Below are 23,642 nucleotides of genomic sequence, written 5' to 3'. Positions count from 1 at the left end.
GTCGCCGACCGCGCACCCCTACACCGGACAGGTGGTCCCGATGACGGAGCAGTTCCCTTCCCCCGTCCATCACGACGACATCATCACGCGTCATCTGTGCATGGCCGCCGATGTCGAGAAATACAGCCGACTCGACACCCCCGTCCAGGAGGCCGTCCAGGCCGACCTGGTCCGGGTCCTGGAGGAGGCGGCGGTCCTCAGTGGACTGGACCGCACAGACTGGCACCGGCAGCCGCAGGGGGACCAGGAGTTCGCCGTGCTGCCGCTGGAGACGCCGGAGCCCATGGTGCTCGGCGGATTCGTTCGCAACCTTGCGGTCAGGCTCGGCGAACGCAACGCGAACACCGCCGAGAGCGGGCGCATGAGGCTCCGGCTGGCCATCGACTTCGGTGTGGCCCGGACCGCCGCACTCGGACACAGCGGGCCGGCCCCTGTCTCGGTGGCCCGGTACCTCAACGCGCCTCAGCTCAAGCAGGTGCTCGAGGGTATGGAGTCGACCGATCTGGCGTTGATCGTGTCCGACCGTGTCTACCAGGACGTGGTCAGGCTCCGCGGAGAGGGGCAGAGCCTGGACCCACGGCGGTATCTGCGTGTGCACGTGAGCCAGAAGGAGTTCAGCGGCTACGGCTGGATTCATGTGCCGGAGCACGCCCCGGAGGAGCTGGAGCCGCTCGTCGAGGAGCCTCCGAGCGGAACCGAGGCGCCGGTGACCGCTCCGGCCCCCACCCACGTGGTGAAGCGGAACAAGGGCGGAGTGTTCCACTTCGGCAGCGGTGACGCCGCTCGTCGTATCAACAAGAAGCCTTGACCGCGACGGGGGAACAATCGTGAGCGAGCCGACCACTCTCCGGGGCGAAGCCCCTGTCGAATCGCCGGTCTCCACGCCTCTCGACGAGGGCGAGACCGCCTACGCGGGCCTGGACGCCGACGACGACCACGCCGATCTCATCAGGCGACTGCGGCAACAGGGCCTGCCGAGCACATTCGTCCGGGGGCCGATCAAGGGTCGATCCGTCGCGTTCGGCAGCGGCGACTCCGCCGGAACCATCTACAAAACGACGTACTACGGAAACGGAGGACCCTCGGTCGACCCGGCCGACGGGCCGGTGTCGGAGGAGGAGTTCGCCACGCTGAGCGATCTCTATGTGCGACCCGGCACCCATCAGACCCTCGTCGACCATTTGAAGAAGCACAGAGTCGCATTGCTCCGCGGCGCCCCCGGCTCCGGCCGCTACACCCTGGCACGGCTCGCCCTGCGGGACGTCGCGAAGGAGGGCGTCGTCGTCCTGGACGCGGAGGCGGGCGTCCGACGGCTGCTCAAGGACGACGGAGGACTGCAGCCGGGCAAGGGTCATGTGATCGAGGGCGACGGCATGCGATGGGTGTCCCAACTCCGCGCCCAACTGCTCAATCTCCTACGCGGAGCGACCCATGTGCGCCTGCGCGGCGAGAGCTACGTGCGCTCCCCCTTGGTGATCGTCCTTGACGACCGGGTTTCGCCGATGGGGCTGGAGGACCACATCGTCGAGCACGAGATCGGAGAATCAGCACGGTACGAGGTGTTCGAGCGCCATCTCACAACCCGGCTCTCCGACCGTCCCGAGGAATGCCGGAAGCTGCTGGAACACGAAGGACTCACCGAGGATCTTCGCGGTCACCGCTCGCTGCGCGAGATCGATCTGCTCGCTGAGGGGCTGGCGCGGCGGGTGCACAGCGGGGACACCATCGACGCCATCGTGTCCGGTCTCACCACGGCCCTGCGGTGCAGGGCCGTGGAACTGCTCACAGCCCAGCCCCGGGACGCGGCCGGCGAGGACCCGAAGGCGGATGTTTCCCTGTGGTCCCGCGCGTTCCTCCTGGCCGGGGTCGTTCTCGACGGGATGGCGCTGAGCCGGGTGAGTCGCGAGTCCCACCGGCTGGCGGAGCTGCTGCACGGGGTGCGCTCGCCCAGTCTGGCTCCTGCGATGCCTCTGTTCGCGGAGAGCGTCAAGGACTGGCTGGCCGGACAGGAAATGGAGTTCGTCGACCGCAAGGGGAGCCCGGTCGACGAGCGCTATCCGGGTTGCCGGGTGCGGGTCAGGCCCAGTGGTCTCGGTGAAGCCGTCATGGAAGTTCTCTGGCATGACCACAGCGGAGCCCGGGGGCCTTTGCTGGAGTGGCTGGACGGGCTGGTCGACAAGGACGAGGAGGACATCCGGGTGTCGGCCGCCCAGACGGTCGGCCTGCTGGCCGCGTTCGACTGGCCGTATGTGTATGAGGAGCTGCTCGTGCGCTGGGCCTCTGACAAGGGAGACCACGCCGTACGTCGGCACTTCGCCGCCGCCTGGGCCCTGGAGCGGGCCGTCGCCGACCCCCTGCTCGCCCCCCAGGTTCAGCAACTGCTGCGCCGCTGGTCCCAGCAGCGCGACTTCCAGTCCTGCGCCCAGGCCGCGTACGGCACTCGGATCGGGGCGATGTACCCCGCCGAGGCTCTGGACGGGCTGGAACGGATAGGCCAGTCCGGAATGAAGAGCGTGTGGGCCGCTGTGCGGGAGATCTATGCCGCCGGGTCGCGCGTCGATGTCCTGGAACGGCTGACGGCCTGGTCGGGGTCTTCTCGGCACTGGCTGCGGGACGATGCCGCGAAGTGTCTGCTGCGGCTCAGCCGAATTCGCGGCGAGGGCGCCGTGACCGAGTTTCTGAAGGACCCGGGAACCCGGGGGCTGCTTCTGCTCCTGGTGCGTCAGCTGCTGCTCAGCAAGAGCGAGGGAAACCATCGGTGCTGCTGGAGCGCCCTGAAGCTGTGGGTGGAGCAGGCCCGTGACGAGGAACCCACGGGACCACCCGGTGACGCCGGTCCGCCTCTCCGCGAACTGATCGCCGAGTTCGCCGCCGAGGTGCCGGAGCCGGGTGAGAGGGGTTCCGGGCTGCGTGAGCAGCTCAGGTTCTATCTCCGGCTGTGGTGCCACCAGTTCGGCACGGCCGAAGCGACGGGGTTCCGCACCGCCGGCCGTCAGCTCGACGAGGACGACGCCGCCGTGGAGATCGAGGCGTGGGTGAACGACAGGTTCGACACAGAGGAGAAACGATGACGAGCGCACCGCACCGCGGGCTGTTCTCCAGGCTCCGCCGGTTCCTCGGCGGTGGCCGGTCGGAAGCGTTCCAGCCCTTTCCCGGTCTTCCGGTGGACGTTCCGGAGAAGGTGACCGTGCACCGCGGCTCCCTGGTGTCCTTCACAACACCGTCGAAGGGTGACGGCTACGCCTTCCAGGTCGACATCCACTGTGATTGGTGTGCCGAGGGCCGGTTCGACCGGGAAACGCTGACGTACGCGATCGACGAGTACGAGTCGACGATGCCGCAGCGTCTCGAAGAGCTTGTACGTGATGTTGCCCGAGGATTCGATCCGTTCCGGGTGGAGGCGGCGGAGCACGCCGTGAACAAGGAGCTCGGCAAGGGCGGGTGCATCGCCGAGGGCATGGTGAGCTGCCGCTCGATCGCCCGCCTCCAGCCCGCGCCGGAGGTGCTGGAGTGGCAACGCACGGCGGCCCGAGATCTCCACGCCATCGAGCACCGCTACGCGAAGTCCGCGCTCCAGGTGCGGCTGCTGAGCCGCACCGCGGAGCAGTGGCGGACGTTTCTCGCCGAAGGACTGGTGGACACTCCGCAGAGCCAGGACACGCTGTCCTGGCTGACCCCCTGGGCGGTGCTGCTGGCGGATCAGCCCGACAAGGCAGCCAGTGAGGTGGGCGAGATGTTCCGGCAACGGCGCCAGCAGGTCGACGACTTCGTCAAGATTGTGGAAGGGCAGACAAATCGATATCAGGCACATGACCTCTTCGACTTCGTCGCCACCAATGAGAGGAACCTCGGCCATGCGATGAGGGTGTTCGGGCTGCCGCTCCCCGGCGAACCGGATCCGGGCAGCGTACAGCCCGGCCCACTGCCCCGGCCTCGCCCGGCCCAGGACTGACCTCGGGCTCCGGCCGGCCGTCGAGGGGGCCGTCGGCGCGCCTCACGGCAGCAGCGGGCGGGCCGCGAAGGAGAGACCGGCGGCCATGGCCATCAGCCCGGTCCAGCCGACCCCCCGCGCGATATGGCGGTTCTTGGCCATGGCCACCCGGGCCAGAATCGGAATGAGCTGCCAGATCTCCTTGCACTCACTGCTCTCGTCGGCCGGCGGCACGCTGCCGTCGGCCGACGCCAGCAACGGCAGGCTGAACCTGTTCGGAGCCGGCGGGGGGCCCAACCGGGGACGCAACGCCTGGATGACGCAGGTGACGGCGGGCAGGAACGCCGTCGCCTGCAACAGGAGCAGGCCCACCGCGCACCAGGCGAGCGGCCCGCCCCGCTCCCACGCGTCCCGGACCGCACCGCCATGAGGCAAGGCTGTCGCCATCAGCCCTGCCTGAACCGCGCCGAGAATGCCCGCCTTGGCATCGGCGAACTGGGCCGACGCCTGGAGCGAGGTGTAGACGGCGAGGCCTGACCGAAGGCCCGCCGCCTGCGTCACGTCCGTCGCAGCGGCTGCCGTGGCACAGGTCGCCGGGCCGGTGGCGGTAGGGGTGGCGCTTGTCATGGGAGACCTCCTGACACCGAGTGGTCGGGGTCCCAGTAACACGTACAGACCGACGTGAGAACAGTCAGAAATGTGGTTTCCCCCTTCTTGGAGAGCCCGTGAATCCCCTGACCTTCATGACCCGTGCGCCCGCTCAACGGGTGACCGCCCTCGTCCTGGCCCTGGCCGCCCTGCTGGCGGGCAGCGGCTGCAGCGCCTTCGAGACACCCCAAGCCAGGCCCTGTGGCTGGCTCGACCGTCCCGGGGACACGCCCCGGAGCGACCAGGACCGCCCCCGTACCGCACTGCTCGTCGACGTCAGCCCGTCCTCCCGGCCGGACCAGGGCACCGGGCCGGACGTCCCGGTGCCGGACTGGGCGACGACGGTGCTGTCCCAGCGGGCGGCGGTCCTGCCGGAACTGGAGGGCACAGAACTGTCGGTGGCCGCCTTCGACGGAACCCGCGCCACCGTCGACTGGGATGTGGAGAACGTGTCCGTTCCGCCCGTGAAGGGCAACGACACCCTCAAGAATGACCGACGCAACGCGCGCCGCGGATGTCTTGAGGACCGGCTGCGGAAGCTCTCCGCGCAGGCGCCGGGCACCGGCCGTACCGATCTGCTCGGCGCGATGGCCGCGGCGGGCGAGCAACTCGGTCGCGACGGAGACCGCAGGATCGTCGTGGCGACGGACGGCCTGACCAACACAGGCTGTGCGGATCTGCGCGCTGCGGGCTTCGACGGCAGGGACGAGATCGAGGCCCTGGTGCGGCGCTGCCGTGGGGCGGGAGAACTGCCCGACCTGGCAGGAGCCGAGGTAAGCGTGGTCGGCCTGGGCCGCTCCGCCCGGGGCGCGGCGCCGTCGTCGCCCCAGACGGCCTGGCTGACCACCTTGTGGGAGCAGTTGTGCCGGGCTACCGGGGCGTCCTCTTGCAAAGTGGCGGCCACGGCCCGTACCCGCCCGGCGGCGGAGCGGGGCGGCTCCACCGGCGTCCGCGAACCCGTGGTGACATTCCCGGTGGCCTCCGAGCGGCCCGCCGGGCGGATCGTCACCCTCACCCTGCCGGGGTCCGTTCTCTTCGCCACCGACCGTGCGGAGCTGTCGCCGACGGCACGGGAGAGCCTGGACCGCTCCGCACGCCGGATCCGGGAGCTGGACGCGCTCTCCGTCGCGGTCCTCGGGCACACCGACTCACGAGGAAGCGAGAAACAGGGCAAGCGGCTCTCCCTGGACCGTGCCCAGGCAGTCCGGCTGGCGCTGCGCGATCGCGGAATCGCGGCCACCGCCCGCGGCTACTCCGACGACCGACCCAAGTGCCGCCCGGAGTACCGCGACGGACTGCCGCATCACGCGGCGATGGCATGCAACCGGCGCGTGGAGATCGATGTCACCCTGCGCCGCCGCTGACCGCCCGAGTCGTCACCTGCCGCAACACGTCTGCGCGGAACCACTGAAAAGGATGTGCGCCATGTCCCTGAACCACCGGGGAGCCCTCTGCCACCACGGCTGCGGATGCGATGTCCGGGACCTGGTGAACAGCTCTGAGCACAGCCCGGAGCGAGACCCGGAGCACTTGGACAACGGCGAGATGCGGATGCTGCTGCGCGCCGCGCGCGAAGTCGCCGAACTCGTCGGCCGGAACCGCGATCAGCTGTCCGATGCCAGGGTTCGCACGATCGGCACCCATGCCAGGGCCGAGCAGGCCGTCCAGTCCCTGGCTCGCTTCGAGGCCACTGCCTCCCTCCGGACCACACGGGCCGCCCAGGAGAAGGTCGAGGCACGGCACGCCGAGGACGGGGCGTACGACCGCCGCCGCCGTGAACTGTGGATACGCGTACTGCGCTGGCCGGTGATCATCGCCATGGCCTTGTTCGACGCGTGGTACTTCATGCAGGTCTTCCGCTATCTCACCAGCAGCGAGGAGACCGTCTCGCCGATCGACCAGATCGTCTCCTTCCTGCCCGGGGCCGTGTTGGCCCTCGCTCTGGTGCTCTCCGGACACGCGGTCGCGGCACCCCTGTACCGGCTGCGGGAGCGTCTGCACGCGCTGCGCGAGCGCCGCTTCGGCGTGGCGCTGTGCGTCTCGCTCGTCGTACCCGCGCTGTACCTCGGCGCCGTGCTGATCACCGTCGCGGTATGGGCCCTTCTGCGAGCCAGGGACACCGGACTGGACACTTCGGAGATCGAGGGCTCCAGGTACGAACCCGGCTGGGTCGCGCTGCTCATGCTCGTCCTCGCGCTCACCGCCGTGGCGATCAAGGTCATCGCCCACAATCCGTACGCGGACAGCGCCGCGGAGGCCCGCCGTGCGGCGCTCCGCTCCCGAATGGCCTACGCCGTGCTGGTGCGACGAGCCGGGGACGCCTTGCGGGACCACGAGCGGTCCTGGAGCGATCTGTGCGCGCTGCGGGACGAACTGTCCTCCCACGTACGTCTGGAGAGCATGCGCGTCTGGGAGGCGGCCATCCTCACCGCTCGTATGGTGCACGGCCAGGCCGGACATCTCCCGCCCGAGCCGCAGGCACTGCCAGGAACGACGGATGCCCATGGCCCGGTCGGTGTCTGGCCCGCCCCGCTCTTCTCGGGGGTGGTCGAACCTCCGCCGGAGCTGGGCCCCTTGATCGAGGCCCACCGTATCGCCGAAGTCTGTGCACCTGACGAACTGCGGGCCCACCGGGCCGACCTGATCAGCCGGCTCGATCGCCAGCTCGGACCGGTGTAACGGTCGCCCGAACCGCCGACATGGAACGATGCCCATGATCAACGCGCGGTGAAGTGCGCTGGAACGGAAGGGAATTCCATGACGAAGGACAGCAAGGACACCAACGGCATACCGGGCGGGGCGGCCGCCGAGGTCCGTGGCGGGGCGGGAGGGCAGCGGGTGCTGCGGTTCGGGAGCCTGCCGGTCGCGGGGGCCGTGCTCACCGGCATCGTCGCCGTCTATATGGCCCTGGTCGCGTTCGGGAACATCACCGACTTCGGAACGAACCGTGAATTCGTCCGCCATGTCCTGGCCATGGACACCACCTTCCGGGACGAGGACGTCATGTGGCGGGCGATCGAGTCGCGCGCTGTGGCCGACGCGGCCTACGTGGCCATCATCGCCTGGGAGACGCTGGCCGCCGCCGTGCTGCTCGGAGCCCTGTGGCCGTGGGTGCGCGGACTGCGGAGCGCAAGCCGCGGGGACCTCGACCGGGCGCGCCGGACGACCACGCTGGGGCTGATCATGGTCCTGCTGCTCTTCGGTTTCGGCTTCATCGTGATCGGCGGCGAGTGGTTCCAGATGTGGCAGTCGTCCGACTGGAACGGTCTGGAGCCCGCGGGACGCAATGTGATGCTGGCGGCCTTCGTCCTCGTACTGATTCATCTGCCCGGCGCGCGCGGCGACGGGGAGGACGGCCGGACATCGTAGAAGGGGGTACGGCGGTCCTCACCCGGGGAGGGCCGCCGACGGCGTGAGACGGTGCCGTGGCGGTGGCCCGTACCGTCCGCGCACCACGCGACTCCGCGACTCGGCGCTCAGATGCCCGTCCCGTGCGCCGACGCCCCCAAAGAAGCGTCCCCACGCCCCCGCCCGTCGGCGGCCCGGCCGGACAGCAGGCGCAGCGCGTCCCCCGAGGCCTCGTCGTTGGGGGTGTAGACCTCCAGCCGGTGGTCCGGGCTGTCGGGCTGGAGCCACACCTGGTAGTCGACGTCGACGGCCCCGACGGTCGGGTGCCGCAGGCGCATGGTGCCCATGGTGCAGTCGGCGACGTCTCCCGCGGCCCACAGCGAGGCGAAGTCGGCGCTGCGCATGGCGAGTTCGCCGACCAGTTCGGCCAGTCGCGCGTCGGTGGGATGGCGGCCCGCGGTCAGCCGGAGATAGGCGACATGGATACGGGCCAGCTCGTCCCAGTTCCGGTGGAGGTCGCGGGTGAGGGAGTCGAGGAAGAACATCCGGGGGATGGAGGGCCGCCGCGCGGGATCGCGGGGCGCGTCGAAGTCGAGGTGTTCCGCGACGAGGGCGTGTCCGGCGCGGTTCCAGGCCAGTACGTCGCCGCGGCGGCCGAGCAGCACGGCCGGCGCGCTCTCCCCCAGGGACGCCAGGAGCGTCAGCACGCGTGGGTGGGGGCTTTCGGCGCGGGGGCGTTCCAGACGCGGTACGGCGGGCTGATGGGCGAGGTTGTGCAGATGGGCCGTCTCGACCGGATCGAGCCGGAGCACCCGGGCGAGCGCGTCGAGGACCTGCGGGGACGCGGTGCCGGACTGGCCCTGTTCCAGCCGGATGTAGTAGCCGACGCTGACACCGGCCAGCTGGGCGAGTTCCTCACGGCGCAGGCCCGGTACGCGCCGCGCGGTGCCGTGGACGCGCAGTCCGACGTCGGCGGGCGTGACCCGGTCGCGGCGGGTCTTGAGATACGCCCCGAGGCTCTCCAGTTCCATGCCCCGAGCGTAGGCGAGGTCCGTCCCCGCCCGGGTGTCCCCGCGAGGTGTACCCATGACGGGGGTCTGGTCGGCGGGCGCCCGGAGCCGCACCGTCGGAGACATGAATGATCAGTGTGTCTCCCGACCGCCCGGCCTGCGGGCGTGGCTCGGTCTCCTGGCGACTCTCGGCCCCGTACTGCTCGTGGCGATGGACGGTTCGGTCCTGTTCCTGGCGATGCCCAAGGTCACCGAGGCCCTGTCGCCGAGCGCCGATCAGGCCTTGTGGATTCTGGACGTCTACGGATTCGCGGTCGGGTCGCTGCTCGTCGCCTTCGGCGGCATCGGCGACCGGTACGGCCGGCTCAGGCTGCTGATGATCGGAGTGGCGGTGTTCGGCGTCGCCTCGGCCGGAGCGGCGCTCGCGCCCGGACCGGAACTGCTGATCGCCTTCCGGGCGCTGATGGGCGTGGCCGGGGCCACCCTGCTGCCGTCGGCGCTGGCGGTGCTCAGCGAGCTCTTCACCGACCGCCGCCGTCGGGCGAGGGCGATCGGAATCTTCGCGGCCGCCTTCGCCGCCGGGTTCGCGATCGGCCCGTTCGTCGGCGGACAGCTGCTGAGCAGGTTCTGGTGGGGATCGGTCTTCCTGATCAATCTGCCCGTGGTCCTGTTGTTCCTGGTGCTGGCGCCGTTCCTGCTCCGTGAGGTACGCACCGTCCGGGCCGGGCGCGTCGACGCCCTGAGCGTGCTGCTCTCGGCCGCGGGCCTGTTGCTGACCATCTACGCGATCAAGCACGCGGCCGCGGAGGGGCCGACGGCCGCGACGGCGGCCGCCGGAGTCGCCGGAGTCGTCGGCCTGGGGTGGTTCGCCCGGCGCCAACGACGGCTGGAGCACCCGCTGATCGATTTCAGCCTGTTCCACGACCGGGTGTTCACGGTCGCGATCATCACCGGTCTGCTGCCGCTGGCCGCCTGGTCGGCCACCGCCTACCTGGCCGGCGTCCACCTCCAGTCCGTACAGGGGCTGCCCGTCCTGGACGCGGCGCTCCTCACGATCCCCGGCGCGGCCGTCCTCACCGTCACCTGCGTCGTCACACCGGCCCTGGTCGGGCGGATCGGCAGACGAGCGGCGCTCATCACCTGCCACTTCTGCGTCGCCGCGGGTCTGCTTCTGCTCCTGCCGCTGTCCGCCGACGCCTCCGCCGGGACCGGCTGGTACATCGCGTCCACCATCGTCGCCGGACTCGGCTACGGCGTCTCCTTCAGCGTCGTCGCCGACACCGCCGTCTCCGCGGTTCCCCCGGAACGCGCCGGGTCCGCGGCGGCGCTCGCCGAGACCGGCAACGAGATCGGCAACGCCCTCGGCATCGCGCTCCTCGGCTCGCTCGCCACCCTGCTCTTCCGGCTCCAGGGGCCGGACCTCGCCGACACCCTGAACGAGACACTCCGTATCCCTGGTCTCGCCCCCGAGGCGATCGGCGACGCGAAGGCCGCCTTCGTCACCGGTCTGCACGTGGTCGCCGCCACCGCCGGCGCCCTCCACATCGCGCTCGGCGTGCTCGCCCTGCGCTGGATTCCGAAGTCTTCCCCCGGCACGGGCGACGCCGGGGAGGAGCACCTGGTCGAGGCCACCGGCGGGGAGAGCGGGGGCGTTCGGTGAATCGGTCCCGCCGCCCGGCCGCGACCCCCGTCGGGCTCGACCGGCCGGCCCCGCCGGGCCCCTGAACGTCCGGCCTCTCGGGGCTGGTCCGCCGAAGATCCGCCGTCGACGGCCGCTCCGCACCGAGCGCCCCCGCCCGGACCGGGCGCGGCGATCGGGCCACCGCCCTCGTAACAGCAGCCCTTACGTCGCACACGCGCTGCGCTGGGGCGGGAACGCGTCGGTGAGGAGCGGCGGGCGGGCGTCGGCGGATTCGTCGCGCGACCGTCAGGCGGCTCCCCGGCGGGCGACCGCGAGACGGGCCGATGTGACCCGGGTCGCCTCGCTGTCGACCGCCCCGGCCGAGTGGTCGGCGGCCCCGGGCGAGTGGTCGGCGGCCCCGGGCGCCTCACCGGCATGGCGTGATCGTTCAAGACACCTCCCGGGGCCGGACCTACCGTTGCCGGAAAGCGGGAGGAAGGGACGGTCGGTCGTCATGGAGGAGTACGCGAGCGCCAGGCTGCTCGAACTGGTCCAGCGCGCGCTGGCGGCCGAGGGGATCGAGGCCGTCGCGCCCGTGAGCGACGGGGCCCTGCTGCCCTTCGCGGCGAAGCGGGGATTTCTGACGGGCCTCGCCCGTGACCACGGCCTGTTGCCCTTGCTGCGCGTGGGCTCGATGATGTCGGCGGTCTCCTTCGACCCCGCCGTCGCCGCCCTGCTCGGCGCCGTCACCCCGGACGACCTGTTCGGGCGGTGGCAGCGGCTGGAGCGGTTCACCCACTCCCGTCACCGTGTGGCGGTCCGCGAGCGCGGTCCGGGACATCTCGTCGCGGAGCACGTCGGACCCGCCGGGGAAGCGCCGGATCCCGCCGAGGACGCCCTCGTCCTCGGTGTGCTGACGGCGCTGCTGCCCCTGTGCGGGGCCCGGGACGTCACGGTCTCCGTCGGCCGCGCCGGGCCGGTCGCCGTGTACGCGAACGGCGTCTTCACGGCGTCGCCGCCCGCGCACGACAGCGGTCTGTGGCGTTTCGCCTGGTCGCGCTCGGCACCCGCCGCCAGGGCCCGTACGGAGGCTCCCGGCCGGGATGTCGTCTCGCGGGCGCGCGGCCTGCTCGTCGCCGACCCCGCGCGCCGCTGGAGGCTCGGCTGCCTCGCCGCCGAGCTGGACATTCCCGCGCGGAGCCTCCAGCGGCGGCTGGCGGGCTCGGGCGGCTTCAGCGGACTGCTCGGGACGGTCCGTACGGAAGTCGCCGCCGAGCTGCTCATGCGCAGCGGACACGCCGTGAGCGTCATCGGATTCGCCTGCGGCTACGCGGACCAGGCCCATTTCACCCGCCACTTCAAACTCCGGACCGCCATGACTCCAGCGGTCTACCGCGCGGCGTTCCGGCAGCCGGCCCCCGACGAGCGAGAGGGCCGCACCATGGGACAGACGAGGAGAAGAACGTCATGAACCTCAGCGGCAGAACGGTTCTCGTCACGGGCGCGACCCGTGGCATCGGCCGGGCGCTGACCCGGCGACTGATCGCGGACGGCGCGCGGGTGGTCGCCGTGGGCCGTGATCCCGACGGGCTCGCGGACCTCACGGCCGAGCACGGCGACCGGGTGTCGGCCGAGGCGCTGGACCTCTCGGACCCGGACTCGGTCGACGCCTTCAGCGACGGGCTGCCCGGCCGTCATCCCGATGTCTCCGTCGTCGTCAACAACGCCGGGGTCCAGAACCTCAGCGACTTCCTCACCGCCCGTCCCCGCGACCTCCGACCGGTCCTGCGCCGGGAGCTGGCCGTCAATCTGGACGCCGTCGTCACGCTCTCCACGGGCCTGCTCCCCCATCTCCGCAGCCGGCCCTCGGCCGCGATCGTGAACATCAGCAGCGGTCTGGCCGTCGTCCCCAAGGCCTCGGCGCCCGTGTACTGCGCCGCCAAGTCGGCGGTCCGGACGTTCACCCGGGCCCTGCGCTACCAGTGCGAGCACGCCGCGCCCCATGTCCGGGTGATGGACGTGATCCTCCCCCTCGTCGACACCGACATGACCGCCGGCCGGGGCCGGGGAAAGATCAGCCCGGCCGAGGCGGCGCGGGCGACCGTCGAGGGGATCCGCCGCGACCGGACGGACATCTACGTGGGCAAGACGCGCTACCTGCCCGCCCTGATGCGTATCGCGCCCTCGCTCGGCTACCGCGCCCTCCGGCATGGCTGACGTCCGCACGGCCGCTCCGCACGGCCCCACCACCCGCGCGGGACGGATCCTCGTACGGCTCGACCGCGCCGCGCACCGTCCGTGGTTCCTTCCCGCGCTCGCCCTCTTCCCGCTCGGCGACTACGCGATGCCGGCCATGCCCAACCAGATGCTGCTCATGGGGGTTTCGGCGCTCCACCCCCGCCGCTGGCTGACGATCGCCCTGACCTTCGTCACCGCCTCCGCCGCCGGCGCGTTCCTGACGGCGACGGCCGCGCAGCTGGCCGGGCCCTGGCTGATGGAGGCCGCCGGCGCGCTGGTGCCGGCCCGGAGCGAGCTGCGCGAGTCCGGCGCATTCGTGGCGCGGCACGGCGTCTGGGCCCTCGCCCTCCTCTCGCTCCTGCCGTGGACGCCCCGGGTGGCCGTCCTGGTCTGCGCCCTCGCGGGCGTCCCGCCCTGGTCCATCGCCCTCGCCGTCCTGGCCGGCCGCCCCCTCCCCGTGACGGCCCTCGCCGCCGCCGGCGCGCGAGCCCCCCATCTGCTGCGCCGGTCGCGACGGGCCGAACGACTCCTCGCGGAGGTACGGGCCCGGCGCGCCCCTGTCCGTGACGATCCCGCGACAGGTTCCTGAGCGGGGCGTGTGCCGGTGACGCACCGCCCGGTGCGGTCGGCTCCTCCCGGCAGGGCACCGCACACCTCCGTCACACCGGCCGTACCCGCCCATCGCGCGCCGAGCCCGCCCCGCCCGAGGTGCGGCACCTCGTTGACGTGCGTCACCACCGCACACTCGCCCTCGTCCCGCACCGGCCTCCGGCACACGGCGACGGCTCCCTCTCGTGGTCGAGACCGCCGGTGGCGCCGGCCGCAGCTCAGGAGTACGGCGGTCATGGGCGGCGTCGACCGTCGTCATGCCGCCCTGCCCCACGGGGTTCGGCGGCATACTTCGGTATCGGTATCGGAATCGAGCAGAGGGGGTTCGTTGTACGGACGCAGCCAAGAGGAGTGGGCCGACCTCACCTCAGCCGGCCTGGAGTTCCTGATCGAACGGGCCGGGCTGGACAGACCGACCTCGTACACAGAGCTCAACGCGATCCTCGTCCGGCGCACCGGCAGATCCGGGTTCGACTTCTCCCGAGCAGACGAACGCGCCGCGATGGGCCACCTGCTGTGGCTGATCGTCCAGCGCAACCACCCGGAGTCCGGACTGATGCTCTCCGCCCTCGTCTTCTACCTCAACAGCAACGAGCCCGGATCCGGATTCTTCGGACTCGCCCGGGAACTCGATCTGCTGCCCGCGAAGGCGTCACCCCGGCAGAAGGAGAGTTTCTGGCTCGACCAGCTCGCACAGCTGAAGGAGCTGTACTCCCGTACAAACCGCCCCTGATGGGAACGGGCAAGCCGGTGATCAGCAACGCCATAAAGGCCCCGCCGAAGGCTTCACCGTCCCGTCGCCCTGCTGCCGACCGGCGTACCGCGACCGCCACGGACCCCGCCGACCTCATTCATCGGGGCGCATGCTCCGGTGAACGTGGCCCCGGCATGAGCCTTTCCCGAGGCGGTCGCCAACGGCACCCTCAAGGCCCATCACGTACCGGGCGACGGCATGAGTGAATTGAGCGCATGGCCGCAGTAGTCGAGTTGCTGAAGAGCGTCCGGAACATCGTCCCGCTGACAGGCGAAGGCGTGTCGGCGCATTTCGCGGCCCAGGGTTGGATGCCAGAAGGGCGTCCGAAGAACGGCTTCGAGACCTCATGGGACAAGGACGGCATCGGCGGCTGGGTCCACCCCCACGACGGCGGCGTCCGCGTCGAATTCACCGTCTGGATGCGGAACGCGGACGACGACGGAACGGGCTACTTCGAGGATGCGGAAGCCGTCTACGAGGAGGGCGAGCAAGCTCTGTCCGCGTTTCTCCCCGAGATCCTCTCGTCGTCCCTCGCCGACGGCCTGGTCGAGGCAGAGGGAACGGCGGACGACACGGACGAGTTCATCGCGTTCCGGAAGTGGGGACTGGACGGCCGCACACTGATCGTCGCCGTCATCCAGGAGGACACGGACCTCCCGGTCAGGTTGATCACCGCCCTGGAGGACCGGCCCCCTGGCGAAGGCTGAGCCGGACGGCGGCGGTGGCCTCGCTGCGGCCGCCTCAAGGCGGGGCCCGAGGACTCGGACGCCCGGGCCGCAGAAGGCTTCTCCGTACGGGACCTGCCGGCCGGGCACTCCTCGGCGTGCGAGCGGGAACGGCGCGCCCGGCCGACGATTTCAGGGCGGGGCTCCCGCGCAGCCCGCATCAGAACAATCGGCGCGTCGCTGGGCATGAGGGTTGGATGCCGTCCGCCCGCCGGCGTCCAGCCCTCATCGCCCACCCCCGGCAAGGAGCCCGTCCAACAGGTCTTCCAGGGTGTCGGCCATCTGCGCACGGGTGGCGGCGGGGTCGTCGGAGTGGGCGACCACCAGCGCCGCTTCGTCGAGGGCGCCGAGGAGGACGTGGGCCAGGGGGGCCACCGGTCGGGCAGCGAGGGCTCCGCTCGCCATCGCCGCCTCCAGGGTCTTCGCGATCACCCCGAGGCCGTGCTCCTGCCCGATCTCCCGCCAGCGCCGCCAGCCCAGCACCCCGGGGGCGTCCAGCAGCAGAATCCGCTCCACGTCGGGCTCGGCGAAGGCGTGCAGGAAGGCGCGCGCGCCTTCCTTGAGGGCCTGGACCGGGTCGTCGGCGGTCCCCATGACCTGGTCGGCGATCCGCTCGGTCAGCTCGGCCTCGATCGTCTGCACGGTGGCGTCGAAGAGATCGGACTTGTCCCGGAACTGGTGGTAGAGCGCTCCGCGGCTCACCCCGGCAGCACGGACGATCTCCTCGGTACCGACGCCCGCGTAACCGCGCTCGGCGAACAGCCCCCGGGCGGCGGCGACAAGAGCCTCCCTGGTCGCACGGGAACGCCTGGTGTGCTTGGTAGCGGTCGGTTCCATCCTGCCCCCTTGAGTTTCATACAGTCTGCATGCACTCTACGTACATACAGTCTGTATGTAATTTGACGCGAGGGGCGTTCGACATGCCGCAGATCACGCTCGACCAGGGAACCGTCGGCTACCAGGACACCGGAGAGGGGGGCGAGCCGGTCCTCTTCCTGCACGGCTACCTCATGGGCGGCGGGCTCTGGGAGCCGATGGTCGAGCGGCTGGCCCCGGACTTCCGGTGCATCACCCCCGAACTGCCCCTCGGCGCCCATCACATCCCGCTGAACCGCGGCGCCGATCTCAGCCTGCCGGGCATCGCCCGTCTGGTCGCCGATCTGCTCACCGCTCTCGACCTGCGCCGGGTGACCCTCGTCGGCAACGATCTCGGCACCGCCATCGCCCAGATCGTCGCAGCCCGCCACCCCGAGCGGGTCGGCCGACTCGTCCTCACCAGCGGCGAGTGCTTCGACAACTGCCCCGCCGTCTGGTTCAGATCGCTCGTCCCCGCCGCCAGGGTGCCCGGTCTGCTCACCCTGGCCTTCCAGGCCCTCCGCCTGCGAGCCGCACGCCGCCTGCCCTTCGCCTACGGACTGCTCACCAAGGGCGCGCTGCCCCACGATCTGATCGACGAGTGGATGGGGACCTTCTTCCGCGACCCCGGCGTCCGGCGCGACTGCGCCGAGTTCACCCGGCACTTCGGCCCGGCCGCCCTGCTCGACGCCGCCGAGCGACTCGCCTCCTTCGACCGGCCCACCCTGATCGCCTTCGCCCGCGAGGACCGGATCTTCCCCTACGCCCACGGCGAGCGGCTCGCGACCCTGATCCCCGGCGCCAGCCTGGAGGCCGTCCCCGACAGCCGCACCTGGGTCATGCGCGACCAGCCCGCGCTGACCGCCCGTCTGATCAGAGAGTTCATCCACACCACACCTGCGGGCGCGGCCCCGGCGGGCACCACCCCCGCCTGAGCCCCGGAGCCGGCGGCCCGTGGGACCGCGCGCCTTCCTCCGGCGGAGCGGAGCGGGGGAACAGAGCTGACGCCGATGGTGCCGTGCGCGGTCGCCGGCATGTCACAGGGTCGCGATGAGCCCTCACGACCACGGCCCGGGGAAGTTCCGGGCGCGATCAGCGTCAGCTCGTACCGTTGTCGCGGCGCGCGGGCCCCCTCCTCGGCCGGGGCTCGCCCGCCATCCGTTGAAGGGTTTCCTGGGCACAGCTCTCCGAAGAATCCAATAGGTCTCATCGATTTGGTCCTCACCTGGCGGGACGGGCACTTCCGCGTGGTGAGGCCAGACGCCTCCACCACATCAGAGGCCCTCACCATGACCGGTGTCACCGGCCACCGGGGGCTCGGTCGAGTTCGACGCGGTGGTCCGCGTCGACACCCCCGGTGAAGCGGACCGCTACGGCAACGGCGGCACTCTGCCGTACGTACTGCGCAGCCGATTAACTGATACTCCGTCAATTTCTAAGCACGCCAAGCCACTTCGTGCGGTTCGGTCTCTTGTGTGCACCCTCCGGATGGACTAGATCTCTACTCGCGATTGGTACAGACCATCTGACCCCACTCAGACAAGGCCACCAGTATGTTCAGACGCACCTCCGCGTTCCTGGCGACGGCTCTGCTCGCCTCGCTCGTCGCGGTCCCCGTGACCGCTCACGCCGATGACGACGACAGCCGCCGGCTGCCCGGCCATCGTGTGGCCTACTTCCCCGCGTGGAGCGTCTACAGCGGCTTCTCCGCCAAGAAGGTCCAGGACTCGGGCCAGGCGGCGAAGCTGACCGTGATCAACTACGCCTTCGGCAACATCTCCCCCGAGGGCACCTGCTTCGAGGACAACCTGGCCGACCAGGCCGACGCCTGGGCCGACTACCAGCGCCCGATCGGCGCGGCCGACTCGGTGGACGGCGTCGCCGACACCTGGGACCAGCCGCTGAAAGGCAGCTTCAACCAGCTGCGGAAGCTGAAGGCGAAGAACCCCCACCTGAAAGCCGTCATCTCGATCGGCGGCTGGGGCTGGTCCAAGTACTTCTCGGACGTGGCCGCCACTGACGCCGCGCGCAAGAGGTTCGTGGCCTCCTGCGTCGACCTCTACATCAAGGGCGACCTGCCGCGGCTGGGCTCGTCGGAGGGCGGCCCGGGCAGCGGCGCGGGCGTCTTCGACGGCATCGACCTCGACTGGGAGCACCCGGGCGGCGACGGTCTGCCGGACAACTCGGTGCGCCCCGAGGACGGCCGCAACTTCACCCTGCTGCTGGCCGAGTTCCGGCGGCAGCTGGACGCGCTGGGCGACGGCGGGCGGGGGCGCCATCTGCTGACGGCGGCCGTCGCCGCCAACACCGACGTCGCGGACCGGCTGGAGCTGCGAAAGGTCGCCCGCCAGGTGGACTATCTGAACCTGATGACCTACACCATGCACGGCTCCTGGGAGCCGCAGGGCCCGACCAACCACCAGGCGAACCTCTACACCGACCCGGCCGACCCCTCCGGCATCGGCCACAGCTACAGCGCGGACCGGGTGGTGCGGCACTACCTGGCCGGCGGCCTGCCGGCCCGCAAGGCGGTGCTCGGGGTGCCGTCCTGGGGCTACGGCTGGACGGGAGTGCCCGCCGGGACGAAGAACGGCCTCTACCAGCCCGCCACCGGCATGTCCCCACGCGGCGGCGGCCAGTTGCCCTACAAGGCCATTAAGGACCTGCCGGGCGCCGTGCACACCGACCGCAAGCACGGCGCGGCCTGGAAGTACGACGGCACCGAGTTCTGGACCTACGACACCCCGGCCACCGCCGCCCAGAAGGCCCGCTACACCCAGCGGAACGGTCTCGGCGGTGTGATGGTCTGGTCCCTGGACGGCGATGACGCCCAGGGCTCGCTGATCGCCGCACTGGACCGCGGTCTGCGGCGCTGACCTGCGGTGGCGACCCGGTGGCGGGCGGGGCGGCCCGGCCGCCACCGGGTGCGGCGGCCGCGTACACAGATTCCTCGCGATCGCGGCGCTGAATGGCGCGCAGCTCCATCCGCGCGCCCCAGGCTTCGATGCTGAAGCGGTTCTCGTCGTTCGGGTCGTCGAGGTCGGTTCGCGCTCAACCGCGGTAGCTCTCCAGCAACCGCCGCAAAGGACACACCATATCGGCCTCCGATAGACCTGGGACATCTCCATGCTGCCCTGCCCACCACAGCATCAGCAGCGACGGCACGGAGATGCGGAAACTGAGGTTCTGGAATCCGGCGAGCATCCCTGTCCTCGTCCCTTTACGTATGAAGTCAGCGACCTCTTGCCGTCACATGACGTACATCGCATCGGCAACCATCTGATGGAGAAAGGGAGTGTCGGCGTAGGGTGGTTGGATGCGGACATGTCTGCGGAACGGGCCATCGGCTCCTTGTGTCAGCGGCCCCTTGGGCGTTGCCTCGTTGGCCACGACGGTCAAGTGTGTGCGGTGGTGAACACGGTGGCCGACAGGGCGCCCCGGGCCGTCACCGGGGACGCGGACGGAACAGTGACGCACAGGCGGAACCCAACCACCGAACGGCTGATCGGAGCGGATTTGGCGTTTCCGGCCCTCGCTCGGGCCCCGGCTCCGGAGAGTCTGAGGCGCGCTGAAAATCTACAGCGACTCTCAATCCAGCGGAGGCTCGGTGAATCACGACCCGACCGACAAGACCCAAGACGATGTCAAGACCTCGCCCATTCTCAGCCTCACCGTCATAGCCTTTCCAGCGAGGAGTGCCATCCGTTCCACCCTCGTCCACAACCGACAAGGTAAAGACCCGCTCCGACACCCCGAACTCCAGACAGAATTCACCGGAAGCCAATCCGCTGGCAGTATGTATGACGGCGTTCGCACTCAACTCGCCCACAATAAATAATGCGTCATCCAAAAATGGTTCACCCTGCAACTCGCCCCGTGTCCAGTCGCGGGCTCGGCCGACCTGTTCTGCACGACCTGGGAACTTCTTCTTCAAAATATCGGGCTCGGCCTCCTCATGCGAGTCCAACCAACAATCTGATAGAAACTTTCTCAAGATAGCTCCCCGCGTAACACACGAGCAGGTCAATAGCTTCGAGCCCACCACATCAACCCCCTCTTGCCAAGATATCGAAAGACCACCAGGCGCGCAGGGTCCCCTGCACAGACTCCGACCGCTCCTATTGGTCACGAGGTTTAGCTGCTAGCATCTCTGTCAAGCTCAGGTCCCCGCAAAGGCGGGGATGATCCCCGATCTCATTGCGTCGGCTGCTTCGAACCGTCGCATTCCCCGCCCAAGCGGGGATTCCTTCCTTACAGAAGTCATGAACTGCATGCGTTCACTCCTACAGAAACCATGCCGATGGCCGACCGCTCCCAGAGGTTCCGGGACAGGAGGGTTCAAGGCATCCGTACCCAAAGAGATCGCGAGAATTAATACATTTCTCGCGATCTCTTTGGGTACGGTCGACAACGGCCCCCAAAGAGATCGGTTCCCAACCATCCGCTTCCCGCTTCGTTCAGGTCGTGGGCCACTTCCCACCGAAGAAGCGACAGCAGCGGGACCGTCAACAGGGAGACTCCAGGCCGGACCAGCCGAGGTCACCATGCGGCATCGCCCCGCCAGCCCTGTGGGCGCCCTCATGGAAACGGCGTCGCCCTGGCTGTGATGGACATCCGTCATGGGAAGTTGAGCGACCCTCGTCACTCTCGCGCATCACTCACCACGGGGATCGGCGCTCTCCGCCCCGGAGCCCCCCGTGGGACATCGCAGAGATCGGGCTACCCGACCTGAGGGCCCGACGTGTGCCAGTACCTGAAGCGCACGCGTCACACATCGCTCTCGATGCTTTCCGGACAGAGCATTGCGCAAGAGGGCGAGCCCCGGACCGAGCACCTTGTGAGCTATCCAGTCCCCGGCCCACCGTCGTCTGACAGGCCCGCCTGCTTCTGCCTGCGGGGCGCCTAGGCACTGTTTCTCGGATCTCCTGACGTGAGTGGAGTGTTGGCGTCAGGCTGGTGGTATGGGTCGTGGGGATCTGACGAATGCGGAGTGGGGACGGCTGGAGTCGTTCCTGCCTCCTGGCGGTGCCCGTGGGGGCCGGTGGAGTGATCACCGGCGGGTGATCAACGGGGTGCTTTACCGGGTGCGGACGGGAGTGCAGTGGCGGGATCTGCCGGAGCGGTTCGGGCCGTGGGAGACCGTCTACAAGCGGCATCGCCGCTGGTCGGCGGATGGAACGTGGAAAATGCTCCTGTCGCGTGTCCAGGCCGCCGAGGATACCGCGGGCCGGATCGACTGGGACCTCTCGGTGGACTCGACCGTGGTACGGGCCCACCAGCACGCCGCCGGCGCGAGGAAGGCGCCGGCGGCCGGAGATCCTCAAAAGGGGGCCGTCCAGGGGACGAACCAGGTCGATCCGGTTCTGCGGAAACTGAAGGTCCGGCTGGAGGAAGTGGTCAGGTCGGCGAATGCCTCGGACGCTCCCGAGGCGGGTTCACCACTAAAATCCACCTCGCCGCCGACGGGCGGTGCCGACCCCTCGCCCTCGTCCTGACACCCGGACACTACGGTGACGGCCCCCAGCGCGAGCACGTGCTGGAACAAGTCTCCGTGCCCCGGGCCGGAGTCGGACGGCCACGGACCCGGCCCCGGCATGTCCTGGCGGACAAGGCCTACACATCACGCAAGAACCGTTGTTACCTGCGACGACGCGGCCTCCGGCACACCATCCCCGAACGCCTTGACCAGCAAAGGCACCGCAGGAACCGCGGTTCCCGGGGCGGACGGCCCACCGGTTTCGACAGCGAGCGCTACAAGAAGCGCAACACCGTAGAACGCGCCATCAACCGGCTGAAGGGCTTCCGGGCCGTCGCCACCCGCTACGAGAAACGTGCCTACGTCTACCTCGGCACCGTCACCCTCGCAGCCCTCGTCATCTGGCTCCGAACATGATCCGAGAAACAGTGCCTAGTAAGGCCCCGGTCAGCTACCCCTGCCTGTACGCCTCCAGCAGCCGCAACCACACCTCACTGATCGTCGGATACGCCGGCACCGCGTGCCACAGGCGTTCGATGGGGATCTCGCCGACGACGGCGATGGTCGCGGAGTGGAGGAGCTCGCCGACGCCGGGGCCGACGAAGGTGACGCCAAGGAGGATTTCGCGGTCGAGGTCGACGATCATGCGGGCGCGGCCCTTGTAGTCGTCGCCGTAGAGGCTCGCGCCGGCGACGGCGGCGAGGTCGTGGTCGACGGCGCGGACGCGGTGGCCGGCGGATTCGGCTTCGGTGAGGGAGAGGCCGACGGAGGCGGCCTCGGGGTCGGTGAAGACGACTTGGGGGACGGCGGCGAGGTCGGCGGTGGCGGCGTGGGCGCCCCAGCGGTCGGTTTCGAGCAGGGGGACCTTCTGGGCGCGGGCGGCGATGGCCGCGGCCGCGATGCGGGCCTGGTACTTGCCCTGGTGGGTGAGGAGGGCGCGGTGGTTGACGTCGCCCACGCCGTACAGCCAGGTGCTGCCCTCGACGCGGCAGCTGTCGTCGACGGTGAGCCAGGAGCCGGGCGCGAGGCCCACGGTGTCCAGGCCCAGGTCGTCCGTGCGCGGGGCGCGGCCGGTGGCGAAGAGGACCTCGTCGGCCTCGATCCGCTCGCCGCCGTCCAGGACGAGGGTGACGGGTCCGGAGGCGTCGGGGCGTTCCACGGAGGCGACGGAGACGCCGGTGCGGACCTGAGCGCCCGCCTCGGTGAGCGCGGCGGCGATGTGCTCGCCGACGAAGGGCTCCATCCGGGGCAGCAGACCGTCGCCGCGCACCAGCAGGGTGACCCGGGAGCCGAGGGCCTGCCAGGCGGTGGCCATCTCCACGCCGACCACTCCCCCGCCGACGATCGCGAGCCGGCCCGGTACGGCGTGGGCGCTGGTGGCCTCGCGGCTGGTCCACGCCTTGGCGCCCCGGATGCCGGGGAGGTCGGGCAGGACGGCGCGGCTGCCGGTGCAGACGGCCACCGCGTGCCGGGCGGTGAGCACCTGGTGCTCGCCCTCGGGGCCGTCCACGACGACCCGCCTGGGCCCGTCCAGCCTGCCGCGCCCCCGGTAGAGGCGGGCTCCGGTCGAATCGAGCCAGGAGACCTGGCCGTCGTCCTTCCAGTGGGAGGCGAAGGAGTCCCTGCGGGCGAGTACGGCCCCGGCGTCGAGGGGGCCCTCGGCCGACCGGCTCAGTCCGGGGAGGCGACGGGCGTCCGCCTGGGCGAGCACCGGGCGCAGCAGGGCCTTGCTGGGCATACAGGCCCAGTACGAGCACTCGCCGCCGACCAGCTCGCTCTCCACGACCGCCGTGCTCAGGCCCGCAGCCCGCAGCCGGTCGGCCACATTCTCGCCGGTGGGGCCCGCGCCCAGCACCACGACGTCAAACTCCACAGCTTCGGTCATAGGGACAGTCTGGTACCGGGTGTGTCTCCTGGCCACATGGGCAGGGGCAGGAATAGCACGGCCCCGGGCGCCGTTGTCGGGGGCGAGTCACCGGACACAGGGAGAGGTAACCACGTCATGAGCACTGTAGAGCTCACCAAGGAGAACTTCGATCAGGTCGTTTCCGACAACGACTTCGTTCTGATCGATTTCTGGGCTTCGTGGTGCGGCCCGTGCCGGCAGTTCGCCCCGGTGTACGAAGGGGCCGCCGAGCGTCACCCCGACCTGGTCTTCGCCAAGGTCGACACGGAGGCGCAGCAGGAGCTGGCCGCCGCGTTCGAGATCCAGTCCATCCCGACGCTGATGATCGTCCGCGAGAATGTGGCCGTGTTCGCCCAGCCGGGCGCGCTGCCCGAGGCGGTGCTGGAGGATGTGATCGGGCAGGCCCGTGCGCTGGACATGGACGAGGTCCGCCAGTCGATCAAGACCGCTGAGGCGGCCGCGGGGAACGGCGAGGCCCCGAAGGCCTGACGCGAGCCGGCGCCCCGCGGGGACGGGGCGCC

General features: G+C 70.3%; 20 protein-coding genes and 1 pseudogene. 16 read left to right on the top strand and 5 right to left on the bottom strand.

Going from position 1 to position 23,642, the window contains the following annotated elements; translation table 11 throughout:
• Positions 1-40 precede the first annotated feature (40 nt).
• Genes ACF089_RS04865 through ACF089_RS04855 form a run of 3 tightly spaced genes read left to right on the top strand, consistent with a single transcriptional unit; the run spans position 41 to position 3,952 of the window.
• Positions 41-808, top strand: a complete 768-nt coding sequence (locus tag ACF089_RS04865; RefSeq protein ID WP_392021913.1) for a hypothetical protein — start codon at positions 41-43, stop codon at positions 806-808.
• A gap of 19 nt (positions 809-827) precedes the next feature.
• Positions 828-3,071 carry an ATP-binding protein gene (locus ACF089_RS04860; RefSeq protein ID WP_392021910.1) on the top strand — a complete coding sequence of 748 codons (2,244 nt, stop codon included), beginning with the start codon at positions 828-830 and terminating at the stop codon, positions 3,069-3,071.
• The gene (locus tag ACF089_RS04855; RefSeq protein ID WP_392021907.1) at positions 3,068-3,952 is read left to right on the top strand and encodes a hypothetical protein; all 885 of its coding nucleotides are present in this window, start codon (positions 3,068-3,070) and stop codon (positions 3,950-3,952) included. The genes ACF089_RS04860 and ACF089_RS04855 overlap by 4 nt, the downstream gene beginning before the upstream one ends.
• A 42-nt stretch (positions 3,953-3,994) precedes the next feature.
• Here ACF089_RS04855 and ACF089_RS04850 read toward each other — a convergent pair whose 3' ends face one another.
• Positions 3,995-4,558: a hypothetical protein gene (locus ACF089_RS04850; protein WP_392021904.1), complete on the bottom strand. Its 564-nt coding sequence runs from the start codon at positions 4,556-4,558 to the stop codon at positions 3,995-3,997.
• Positions 4,559-4,656: 98 nt separating this feature from the next.
• Between ACF089_RS04850 and ACF089_RS04845 the strand changes: the two genes are divergently transcribed.
• The 3 genes from ACF089_RS04845 (at position 4,657) to ACF089_RS04835 (ending at position 7,948) form a co-directional block, all read left to right on the top strand.
• Positions 4,657-5,943: an OmpA family protein gene (locus ACF089_RS04845; protein ID WP_392021901.1), complete on the top strand. Its 1,287-nt coding sequence runs from the start codon at positions 4,657-4,659 to the stop codon at positions 5,941-5,943.
• Between the two features lie 61 nt (positions 5,944-6,004).
• Entirely contained in the window at positions 6,005-7,258 is a 1,254-nt protein-coding gene (locus ACF089_RS04840) for a hypothetical protein (protein WP_392021898.1), read from the top strand.
• A gap of 78 nt (positions 7,259-7,336) precedes the next feature.
• Positions 7,337-7,948, top strand: a complete 612-nt coding sequence (locus ACF089_RS04835) for a DUF2165 domain-containing protein (protein ID WP_392021896.1) — start codon at positions 7,337-7,339, stop codon at positions 7,946-7,948.
• 107 nt (positions 7,949-8,055) lie between these two features.
• On the opposite strand, the gene ACF089_RS04830 is transcribed toward ACF089_RS04835, so the two are convergent.
• The gene (locus ACF089_RS04830) at positions 8,056-8,958 is read right to left on the bottom strand and encodes a helix-turn-helix domain-containing protein (RefSeq protein WP_392021893.1); all 903 of its coding nucleotides are present in this window, start codon (positions 8,956-8,958) and stop codon (positions 8,056-8,058) included.
• Positions 8,959-9,061: 103 nt separating this feature from the next.
• Here ACF089_RS04830 and ACF089_RS04825 point away from each other — a divergent pair, with 103 nt between their 5' ends.
• The 6 genes from ACF089_RS04825 to ACF089_RS04800 all read left to right on the top strand — a co-directional run bounded on the left by ACF089_RS04825 (position 9,062) and on the right by ACF089_RS04800 (position 14,866).
• The gene (locus ACF089_RS04825; protein ID WP_392021890.1) at positions 9,062-10,597 is read left to right on the top strand and encodes an MFS transporter; all 1,536 of its coding nucleotides are present in this window, start codon (positions 9,062-9,064) and stop codon (positions 10,595-10,597) included.
• Between the two features lie 475 nt (positions 10,598-11,072).
• A complete protein-coding gene (locus ACF089_RS04820; protein ID WP_392021888.1) occupies positions 11,073-12,029 on the top strand; it encodes a helix-turn-helix transcriptional regulator in 957 nt (318 codons plus the stop codon).
• Positions 12,026-12,775 carry an SDR family oxidoreductase gene (locus ACF089_RS04815; protein ID WP_392021885.1) on the top strand — a complete coding sequence of 250 codons (750 nt, stop codon included), beginning with the start codon at positions 12,026-12,028 and terminating at the stop codon, positions 12,773-12,775. The genes ACF089_RS04820 and ACF089_RS04815 overlap by 4 nt, the downstream gene beginning before the upstream one ends.
• Positions 12,768-13,385: a hypothetical protein gene (locus tag ACF089_RS04810; RefSeq protein ID WP_392021882.1), complete on the top strand. Its 618-nt coding sequence runs from the start codon at positions 12,768-12,770 to the stop codon at positions 13,383-13,385. Before ACF089_RS04815 ends, ACF089_RS04810 begins: the two co-directional genes overlap by 8 nt.
• A 348-nt stretch (positions 13,386-13,733) precedes the next feature.
• Positions 13,734-14,138, top strand: coding sequence for a hypothetical protein (locus tag ACF089_RS04805; RefSeq protein WP_392021878.1), 405 nt, complete (start codon positions 13,734-13,736; stop codon positions 14,136-14,138).
• A gap of 236 nt (positions 14,139-14,374) precedes the next feature.
• Entirely contained in the window at positions 14,375-14,866 is a 492-nt protein-coding gene (locus ACF089_RS04800; protein ID WP_392021875.1) for a hypothetical protein, read from the top strand.
• 243 nt (positions 14,867-15,109) lie between these two features.
• Here the strand turns inward: ACF089_RS04800 and ACF089_RS04795 are convergent, their stop codons facing one another.
• The gene (locus tag ACF089_RS04795) at positions 15,110-15,721 is read right to left on the bottom strand and encodes a TetR/AcrR family transcriptional regulator (protein WP_392021872.1); all 612 of its coding nucleotides are present in this window, start codon (positions 15,719-15,721) and stop codon (positions 15,110-15,112) included.
• A gap of 83 nt (positions 15,722-15,804) precedes the next feature.
• On the opposite strand from ACF089_RS04795, the gene ACF089_RS04790 reads away from it, so the two are divergent.
• A complete protein-coding gene (locus tag ACF089_RS04790) occupies positions 15,805-16,674 on the top strand; it encodes an alpha/beta fold hydrolase (RefSeq protein WP_392021870.1) in 870 nt (289 codons plus the stop codon).
• Positions 16,675-17,292: 618 nt separating this feature from the next.
• Positions 17,293-18,615 (top strand): glycoside hydrolase family 18 protein, encoded by a 1,323-nt coding sequence (locus ACF089_RS04785; RefSeq protein WP_392021867.1) that lies wholly within the window; start codon positions 17,293-17,295, stop codon positions 18,613-18,615.
• A gap of 569 nt (positions 18,616-19,184) precedes the next feature.
• Here the strand turns inward: ACF089_RS04785 and ACF089_RS04780 are convergent.
• Positions 19,185-19,781 (bottom strand): ATP-binding protein, encoded by a 597-nt coding sequence (locus ACF089_RS04780; protein ID WP_392023349.1) that lies wholly within the window; start codon positions 19,779-19,781, stop codon positions 19,185-19,187.
• 919 nt (positions 19,782-20,700) lie between these two features.
• On the opposite strand from ACF089_RS04780, the pseudogene ACF089_RS04775 reads away from it, so the two are divergent.
• Positions 20,701-21,632: pseudogene (locus tag ACF089_RS04775) on the top strand (IS5 family transposase).
• A 34-nt stretch (positions 21,633-21,666) separates the two neighbouring features.
• On the opposite strand, the gene ACF089_RS04770 reads toward ACF089_RS04775, so the two are convergent.
• Complete coding sequence (locus ACF089_RS04770) at positions 21,667-23,100, bottom strand: dihydrolipoyl dehydrogenase family protein (RefSeq protein ID WP_392021865.1); 1,434 nt, start codon at positions 23,098-23,100, stop codon at positions 21,667-21,669.
• 36 nt (positions 23,101-23,136) lie between these two features.
• Here ACF089_RS04770 and trxA point away from each other — a divergent pair, with 36 nt between their 5' ends.
• Positions 23,137-23,610: a thioredoxin gene (gene trxA / locus ACF089_RS04765; protein ID WP_392021862.1), complete on the top strand. Its 474-nt coding sequence runs from the start codon at positions 23,137-23,139 to the stop codon at positions 23,608-23,610.
• Positions 23,611-23,642 lie beyond the last annotated feature (32 nt).

Source organism: Streptomyces sp. NPDC014894 (genome assembly GCF_043080985.1).
Classification (GTDB): Bacteria; Actinomycetota; Actinomycetes; order Streptomycetales; family Streptomycetaceae; genus Streptomyces.
This window is presented reverse-complemented; position numbering and strand designations above follow the sequence as displayed.